Below are 6793 nucleotides of genomic sequence, written 5' to 3'. Positions count from 1 at the left end.
CCGGATCGGCGTAGACGGCTACGCTCGCGATCCCGGCATCCCGGCAGGCACGGGCAACACGGACAGCGATCTCGCCACGGTTGGCGATGAGCACCTTTTGCATGCTCTCTCTTCCCTCTTCCGAAAAGTTCCGTCCCGTCGGGGACGGTCAAGGTGGCTACCCCAGGGCCCGCTCGAGGAAATCCAGCACCACGCTCGCGTAGCCTTCGGGATCGGTCTCCAGCCCGAGCAGATGCTCGGCTCCCGGCAGGACGTGCGTCTCGGCTTGGGCATAGCGTTCGGCCAGCGCGTCCACCGAGGAGGGCGGCACGATCGCATCGTGCTCGCCCGACATGAACAACAGGGGGATCTTGGCGAACTTGCCCGTCGCGGGCGGTGGCCACTGGGCCCGGAGCATGGCCGGACCCACGGCGCACAGCGTCCGCGCCACCACCGAACGGGCCGGTTCGCCCTTCAGCACGGCGGGCAGCGGCAGCGCCTCCGCCTCCAGGAACTTGCGCAGCAGCGGCGGGACGTCGTGCCCCGGCCCGCTGTCGCACACCAGCGCGTCAAGTTCGAATCCGTCGTGCGTCAGCGCCCACATGGACGAGAAGCACGAGAACGAGAAGCCGTAGAAGGCTATCCGCGCCGTGCCGTACCCGCCTCGGCCGCGCAGATGGGACACCACGGCGGTGACATCGCTCGCGAACCGGTCGCCGAGCCCGAACAGCGCCCGGTCGTCGCTGCTGGCCCCGTGGTTGCGGTGGTCGAACAGACAGACGGTGTACCCGGCGTCGTGCAGGAACTTGGCGTGGCGGAGGCTGTGGTCCTTCGCCGTCGCCATGCTGTGCCCGAGCACCACCACCTTCTCGGGGGACCCCGGGCACAGCCAGGTGTCGAGGTGTTTCCGCGCCGCGAAGGGGATCTTCAGCTCGGTGCAGGGCAGCCCGTGGTCCCTGGGGTGCTCCCGCTGCTCCCGGCGCCGCGGATGGAAGGCCAGATACGCCAGCGAGGCCCCGAACAGCGGGGCGATCGGCAGGGCCGCGGCCGAGAGGGCGCGGGCTCCCAGGGAAGGAGGCCGCGCCGACGTCTGGCGTGGCTCGGGCATCTGCGTCCTCCAGGAGGGGGAGTGTCCGTCGGCGGTCAGGGCGTTCTCGTCTCGGTCGGGACGGGCGGCTGGGCGAGCGGGGGGCTGGGCGGTCGGATCGGACGGGTGGACGGGCGACAACGTGTGAACGAGCGGGCGGGCGAAGAGTCAGCCACAGCCCCCGGCATGGCCCGGATCGGCCGACCGGGCGGCGGCGAAGTCCGCGTCCGACAGCTCGGCGAAGTCCGCGTCCGGCCCTCCGGCGGGGGGCGTGTCCCGGGACCGGGAGCCGGACCCGGGCCTCGGCCCGGCCCCCGAGCCGGACCCCGAGCGGACCGAGGCGACGAAGGCCGCCAGCCGGTCCACGCCCCAGAACTTGTCGTAGCCGTGGGTGAAGAACGGCACGCCGAACGCCCCGGCGTCGCTGACCGCGAGCAGGGCCCGGAGCCCCCGGCCGCCGCGCAGTTCCTCGTCATCGGCGGCCGCCGCCGCGCGTTCGGCCGGCAGCCCCAGCTCTCCGGCGATCTCCGCGATGGTCGTACGGTCGCAGATGTCGCGGCCCTCCTGCCAGCGCGCCCGGTAGACGCGCTCGATCCAGGCGGGGCCGAGCCCCGCGTCGAGCGCGAGGAAGTACGGCAGATGCGGCACCTCCCAGACCGGGTCGTGATCCACCGGCCAGCTCACCGCGAGGTCGCGGTCGGTCGTCAGCCGGCGCACATCCTGGAGGATATAGAGATGTTTCTCCCGGGACATCGCCGAATAGGGGAAGTGATGGCCGAGTTCGGCCATACGGCGCTCCCCGTCCGCGTCCGGCTCCCACCACAGGTGCCATTCCACCGCCTGTGCGACATCCGGATAGCGGTCCATCAGATCACGGTAGGCGATCCAGCTGTACGGGCTGCGGAAATTGAAATAGAACCGCGGCACTTTGCTGCGCTTGGCTGCCACTTCCGTACCACCTCGCTCGTCCGTCTCCTGCGTACCGCCCGTTCAGCGAGCGATCACATCGTGCGCACCGCCCGCACGGCGGTGCCGAGGGTGTCCGTCAGAGGACGATGCCGCCGTCCACCTGGAACACCGCGCCGGTCACATACTCCGCTCCGACCAGGTACGCGACCATGTCGGCGACCTCCTCGGGACGGCCGAAGCGGCGCAGCGGGATGCTCTGCTCCGCCTCCTTGCGCATCCGGTCGGAGAGCTCGGCCGTCATATCGGTCTCGATGAAGCCGGGTGCCACCACATTGGCTCGGATGCCGTACCGGCCGACCTCCTTGGCGAGCGACTTGGTGAAGCCGATGATGCCCGCTTTGGAGGCCGCGTAATTGCTCTGGGTCGCATTGCCGTGGACACCGGCCACGGACGAGATGTTGATGACGCATCCGGACTTGCGTTTCATCATTCCGAACACCACGGAGCGGCACAGGTGATAGGTGCCGTCCAGATTGACCTCCAGGACGCCGCGCCACTCCTCGTCCGTCATCAGCAGCAGCGGATTGTCCCGGGTGATCCCGGCGGAGGTGACCGCGACCTCGACCGGGCCGAGCGACTCCTCGGTGAAGGCGACCAGCTCGCGCACCGCGCCCGCGTCACGGACGTCCGTCTGCCTGCCGAGCACCCGCCCGCCGCCGAGCCGCGCCGCCTCCTCCTCCAGGTCACGGGCGGCGTCGGGGCTGGAGCGATGGCAGAACGCCACATCGAAACCGTCCCGGGCCAGCCGGAGCACGGTGGCCCGGCCTATGCCGCGGGAGCCGCCGGAGACCAGCGCGACGCGCGGCGTCGGCTCCTCGTCACCGGATGCGCGGCCCGTGTCGTCGGATATTCGGTCGGACATACGGTGAGATCCTTCTCCCGGAGGTGGTGTGCGGTCAGAGCGGGTCGGGCACGGGCGGCTCGGGCACGGGCGGGGCGGCCAGGTCGGAGGCCGGGCGCATGGTCATCGTCAGCCGCCCCATGGTGAGGGCGGTCTCCTTGCCGACCAGGCTCTCGCCCTCGAAGACATAGGTCTCGCCGACCTGGCGGGCCAGCCGCACATGATGCTCCACCACATCGCCGGGAACCACCGGGCGGTGGAACTCCGCGTCCGAGATGCCGCCCAGCAGCATCGCCTTGCCCGAGCGCACATCGGGGTTGGGCCGGTCCCAGGTGACCAGCACCCCGGCCACATGGCACCAGGACTCGATGAGCACCGTCCACGGATAGTGGTAGTCCTCCTCGGTCGCGGTGTCCGGCATCCCCTCGTACCAGGGCTCATTGCAGGTGACCGCCTTCAGCCCGGTCGCCCGCTCGCCCGGCACCAGCTCGGTGACCCGGTCGACCAGCAGCATGGGGTAGCGGTGCGGCAGCATCCGCTTGATCTCGTCAACGGTGATCATCCGGCGTCCGCTCCTCGGGCGCGTACGTCTTGGTCTCTCCGCTCCCCCGCCCCGGCCGCCGCGCCCGGGACGTCCCGGTTCTCGAAGCGCAGCCTTATCTGCGCGGCGGGCCCGCGCCCGGTGGCCGCCGAGGCCCGGCAGCGCCAGCCACCGTCCTTGCGCGACCAGACGTATTCGCTGGTCAGCTCGTCACCGGGGTAGACCGGGCTGAGGAAGCGGGAGGACTCGACGGCCGCCAGGACCCAGCGCCCGCCCGGTTCGCGCTCCGGCATGGTGGCGAGGGCGCCGCGCTGGACGTACTCCACGACACACACCCCGGGGAAGATGGCGAACCCCGGAAAGTGCCCGGCGAACACCTTCTCCGACGCGCCGACCACGGCCACGCACCGGGCGGGCCGCTCACCGGGGACGCCCGGGTCCACGACCTCCACGGTGCCGTCCACCGGCCCGCACGCGACCGCCGTCATCTCACATCCCCATCTTCGAGGCGAGCAGGTCGTGCACCTTCCGGAGCGTGGTGATGTCCTTCATCTCCCGCTCCTCCAGCTTCACCGAGTACTTCTTCTCCAGGACGACCATGACCTCGAGGGCCATCAGGGAGTCCACGCCGAGGGTCTTGACGAAGTCGGCGTCGTCGGTGACGTCCTCCTCGTCCACGTCGAGCACATCCGCGACGAAGGTGCGCAGCTCGTCCATGTCCACGGCGGCGGTGGCGTCGGCCATGCGGGGGTCTCCTTTCCGCTGTCAGAGCGCGGGGCTCAGGGTTCGGGGGTGATGAGCTTGGCGAGGGCGGCGGCCGACTCGACCGGGACGGTGAGCGCGCCGTCCGCGATCCGGCGGATCATGCCGGTCAGCTGGCGCCCGGGGCCCAGCTCCACGAACCGGACGCAGCCCAGCTCGCCGGCGAGCGTGCGGACGCTCTCCTCCCAGCGCACCGGGCTGGTGAGCTGGGTCAGTTCGAGGTCCCGCCAGTGCTCGCCGCTCGCGTACGGGCGGGCGTCCACGTTGGCGACGACCGGCGTGTGCTCGGGAGCGAAGTCCACGGCGGCCAGGGCCTCGCGCAGCTCGTCGGCGGCCGCGGCCATCAGCGGGCTGTGGAAGGCGCCGCCGACGGCGAGCCGGATCACCTTGCCCTCGCTCTCCACGGCCAGTTCGGCGAGCCGGTCCACGGCCTCGGCGGTGCCCGAGAGCACGATGGCGCCGGGCGCGTTCACATTGGCGATCCAGACCTGGCCGCCGTCCTCCTGGCCGCCTTCCTCCTGGACCCGGGCGACCAGCGCCTCCACGGTCTCCGGGCCGAGCCGCACCACGGCGGCCATGGTGCCGGGCGACCGCTCGGCGCACGCGCGCATGGCCCGGCCGCGGGCGGCGACGAGGCGGGCGGTGTCGGCGAGCGGCACGGCCCCGGCGGCGTGCAGCGCGGTGTACTCGCCCAGGCTGTGCCCGGCGCAGGCCACCACTCCGCCCAGCAGCCCGGCGGCCTCCGCCTCGCGGTGGGCGAGCACCTCGGTGGTGAAGACGGCGACCTGGGCGAGGTCGGTGCGGCGCAGCGTCTCGTCGTCGGCCTTCAGCAGGAGTTCCTCGACGTCGATACCGGTGTACTCGGAGATCTCCGCCACCAGCGCCCAGGACGCGGTGTCCCGCCACGCCTCGCCCATGCCCGCCTTCTGGGCGCCCTGTCCGGGGAAGACCAGCGCCGTACGGGGCGCCTCGTCCACAAGGGCCGCGCCCATCGTCTCTCGGTCCGTCATCTCAACCAGCTCCTTCAGTTCGGGGGGCGGCGGCCCGTCACCGGATCCGCAGCAGGGCCGCGCCGACCACACCGTCCCGGTCCACTGTGGTGACCAGGGCGGTTCCGCCGGAGGGGATCTCCTTGCGCTCGGCCATCGCGAGCACGGTGGCGATCTGGAAGGCCGCCGCGGCGGCGCAGGTGTCCCCGATGATGTCGGCGGCCGTGATCCGCGGCGGCTCCTCGCCGTCGAGGGCGTCGGCGAGGGCGGCGAGCTCGGCCTCCCCCTCGGCACCGGGGGCGCCGGAGTCGGCGACGGCGCTCAGCTCGCCGGGGGTCACCCCGGTGCGGTCCAGCAGCCGGCCGATCGTGTCGGCGAGCACCGTACGGGCGGCCTTCGCGTCCGCGACGCAGCCGAACTCCAGGCCCACCACCTCGGCCAGCCCCTCGCGGCCGTGCTCGCGCGCCGAGGCGTCGGGCTCCAGCAGCCACACGGCCGCCCCCTCGCCGAGCACGGCGGCGCTGTTCTCGTCCGCGCGGGCGTGCCACTCCAGCCAGGCGCGGGCCGAGGAGAACTCCTCGACCGCCCCGCACAGCACGGCCCTGGCCCGTCCGGCGCGCTGGAGCCGCACCGCGTACCGCAGGGCGAGCAGCCCGGTGGCGCGGCCGCCCGCGATGGTGGTGTTGGGGCCCCTGAGCCCGTGCCAGATGGCGGACTGGCCGGCCGCGCAGTTCATCACGGTGTTGGGGAACCGGGCCGGGTCCACGTAGAAGGGCTTCTCGCCGACCAGCGAGTCCCGGGTGAAGTCCATGATGCTCTGGGCGGAGCCGGTGCTGGTGCCGAGCGCGAGACCGGTCTCCTCGTCCACCCCCGGCAGCCGCTCGCCCTCGCCGTGTTCCCGCTCCCCGGTGAGCAGATGGCGTATCGCGGTGACGGCGAGGCCGGTGGCCCGGTCCATGGAGCGGGTGCCCTTGCGGCCGAGGATCTGCCGGATGTGGAAGTCGGGCACGAGGCTCGCCTCGCGGAACGGCGCCGACCACTCCTCGGGGTCCAGCGGCCGGGCGGCCGAGCGGCCGGATCGCAGGGCCGCGGTGAAGTCGGACCCGCGCAGTCCCAGGGGCGATACGGCGGTCCAGGCCGAGATGACCGGGGCTGCCCCGGAGGGGGCGTTGACCATGGGTTCGGGTACTCCTTCGGTTGGGGCCAAGGGGCCGTGGGGGCGGCGGGTCACAGGAACCACACCTGTTCGTACGACGGCCAGCGGGCCGCGAGGTCGTCGCCCCGGATGACGCGTACGCCGGGCAGCAGCCGCTCGGCGGCGGTGCGGCCGAGCGCGGCCAGACCGTCCTCCTCGACCAGCACGGTCACCCCGGCGGCCAACAGCCTCGCCACGGAGGTGGGCGGATGGGGCAGGGTGTCCAGGGTGCGGTCGCCGAGGCGCAGCGCGGGCCGGGAGCCGGAGTCGAGGGCGTAGCCGGCGGCGTGGCCGCGCAGCGCCAGATCGCAGCCGCCGCTCTGCCGGTGCAGATCGGGCACGCAGTACAGCGCGTCGGCGTACTGGGTCTCGATCGAGCCCCGGTACGCCCGCTCCACGATCAGCAGCCAGCGCGCCTGGTCGCCCATGG

General features: G+C 72.5%; 10 protein-coding genes. All 10 read right to left on the bottom strand.

Annotated features, from left to right (window positions below; genetic code table 11):
* Positions 1–103, bottom strand: a 103-nt coding sequence (locus ABD329_RS16745; RefSeq protein WP_344316556.1) for a biotin carboxylase N-terminal domain-containing protein, incomplete at its 3' end; no start/stop codon positions are given.
* A gap of 54 nt (positions 104–157) precedes the next feature.
* Positions 158–1087: an alpha/beta hydrolase gene (locus ABD329_RS16740; RefSeq protein ID WP_198276342.1), complete on the bottom strand. Its 930-nt coding sequence runs from the start codon at positions 1085–1087 to the stop codon at positions 158–160.
* Between the two features lie 147 nt (positions 1088–1234).
* On the bottom strand, positions 1235–2014 hold the full coding sequence (locus tag ABD329_RS16735; protein WP_198280559.1) for a DsbA family protein: 780 nt from the start codon (positions 2012–2014) through the stop codon (positions 1235–1237).
* Between the two features lie 97 nt (positions 2015–2111).
* A complete protein-coding gene (fabG, locus tag ABD329_RS16730; protein WP_198280560.1) occupies positions 2112–2897 on the bottom strand; it encodes a 3-oxoacyl-ACP reductase FabG in 786 nt (261 codons plus the stop codon).
* A gap of 34 nt (positions 2898–2931) precedes the next feature.
* The gene (locus ABD329_RS16725) at positions 2932–3438 is read right to left on the bottom strand and encodes a 3-hydroxyacyl-ACP dehydratase FabZ family protein (RefSeq protein WP_198280561.1); all 507 of its coding nucleotides are present in this window, start codon (positions 3436–3438) and stop codon (positions 2932–2934) included.
* Positions 3435–3905, bottom strand: a complete 471-nt coding sequence (locus tag ABD329_RS16720; RefSeq protein ID WP_198280562.1) for a 3-hydroxyacyl-ACP dehydratase FabZ family protein — start codon at positions 3903–3905, stop codon at positions 3435–3437. Before ABD329_RS16720 ends, ABD329_RS16725 begins: the two co-directional genes overlap by 4 nt.
* Before the next feature lies 1 nt (position 3906).
* Entirely contained in the window at positions 3907–4161 is a 255-nt protein-coding gene (locus ABD329_RS16715) for an acyl carrier protein (protein WP_198280563.1), read from the bottom strand.
* Positions 4162–4196: 35 nt separating this feature from the next.
* A complete protein-coding gene (locus ABD329_RS16710; RefSeq protein WP_198280564.1) occupies positions 4197–5189 on the bottom strand; it encodes an ACP S-malonyltransferase in 993 nt (330 codons plus the stop codon).
* Between the two features lie 37 nt (positions 5190–5226).
* The gene (locus ABD329_RS16705; protein ID WP_198280565.1) at positions 5227–6345 is read right to left on the bottom strand and encodes a beta-ketoacyl synthase N-terminal-like domain-containing protein; all 1119 of its coding nucleotides are present in this window, start codon (positions 6343–6345) and stop codon (positions 5227–5229) included.
* 50 nt (positions 6346–6395) lie between these two features.
* Positions 6396–6791, bottom strand: a complete 396-nt coding sequence (locus tag ABD329_RS16700; RefSeq protein WP_198280566.1) for a hypothetical protein — start codon at positions 6789–6791, stop codon at positions 6396–6398.
* Positions 6792–6793: the final 2 nt, after the last annotated feature.

Source organism: Streptomyces javensis (assembly GCF_039525925.1).
GTDB classification, from domain to species: Bacteria; Actinomycetota; Actinomycetes; order Streptomycetales; family Streptomycetaceae; genus Streptomyces; species Streptomyces asiaticus.
The sequence above is the reverse complement of the archived record's forward strand: the minus strand, read 5'-3'. Positions and strand labels throughout refer to the sequence as shown.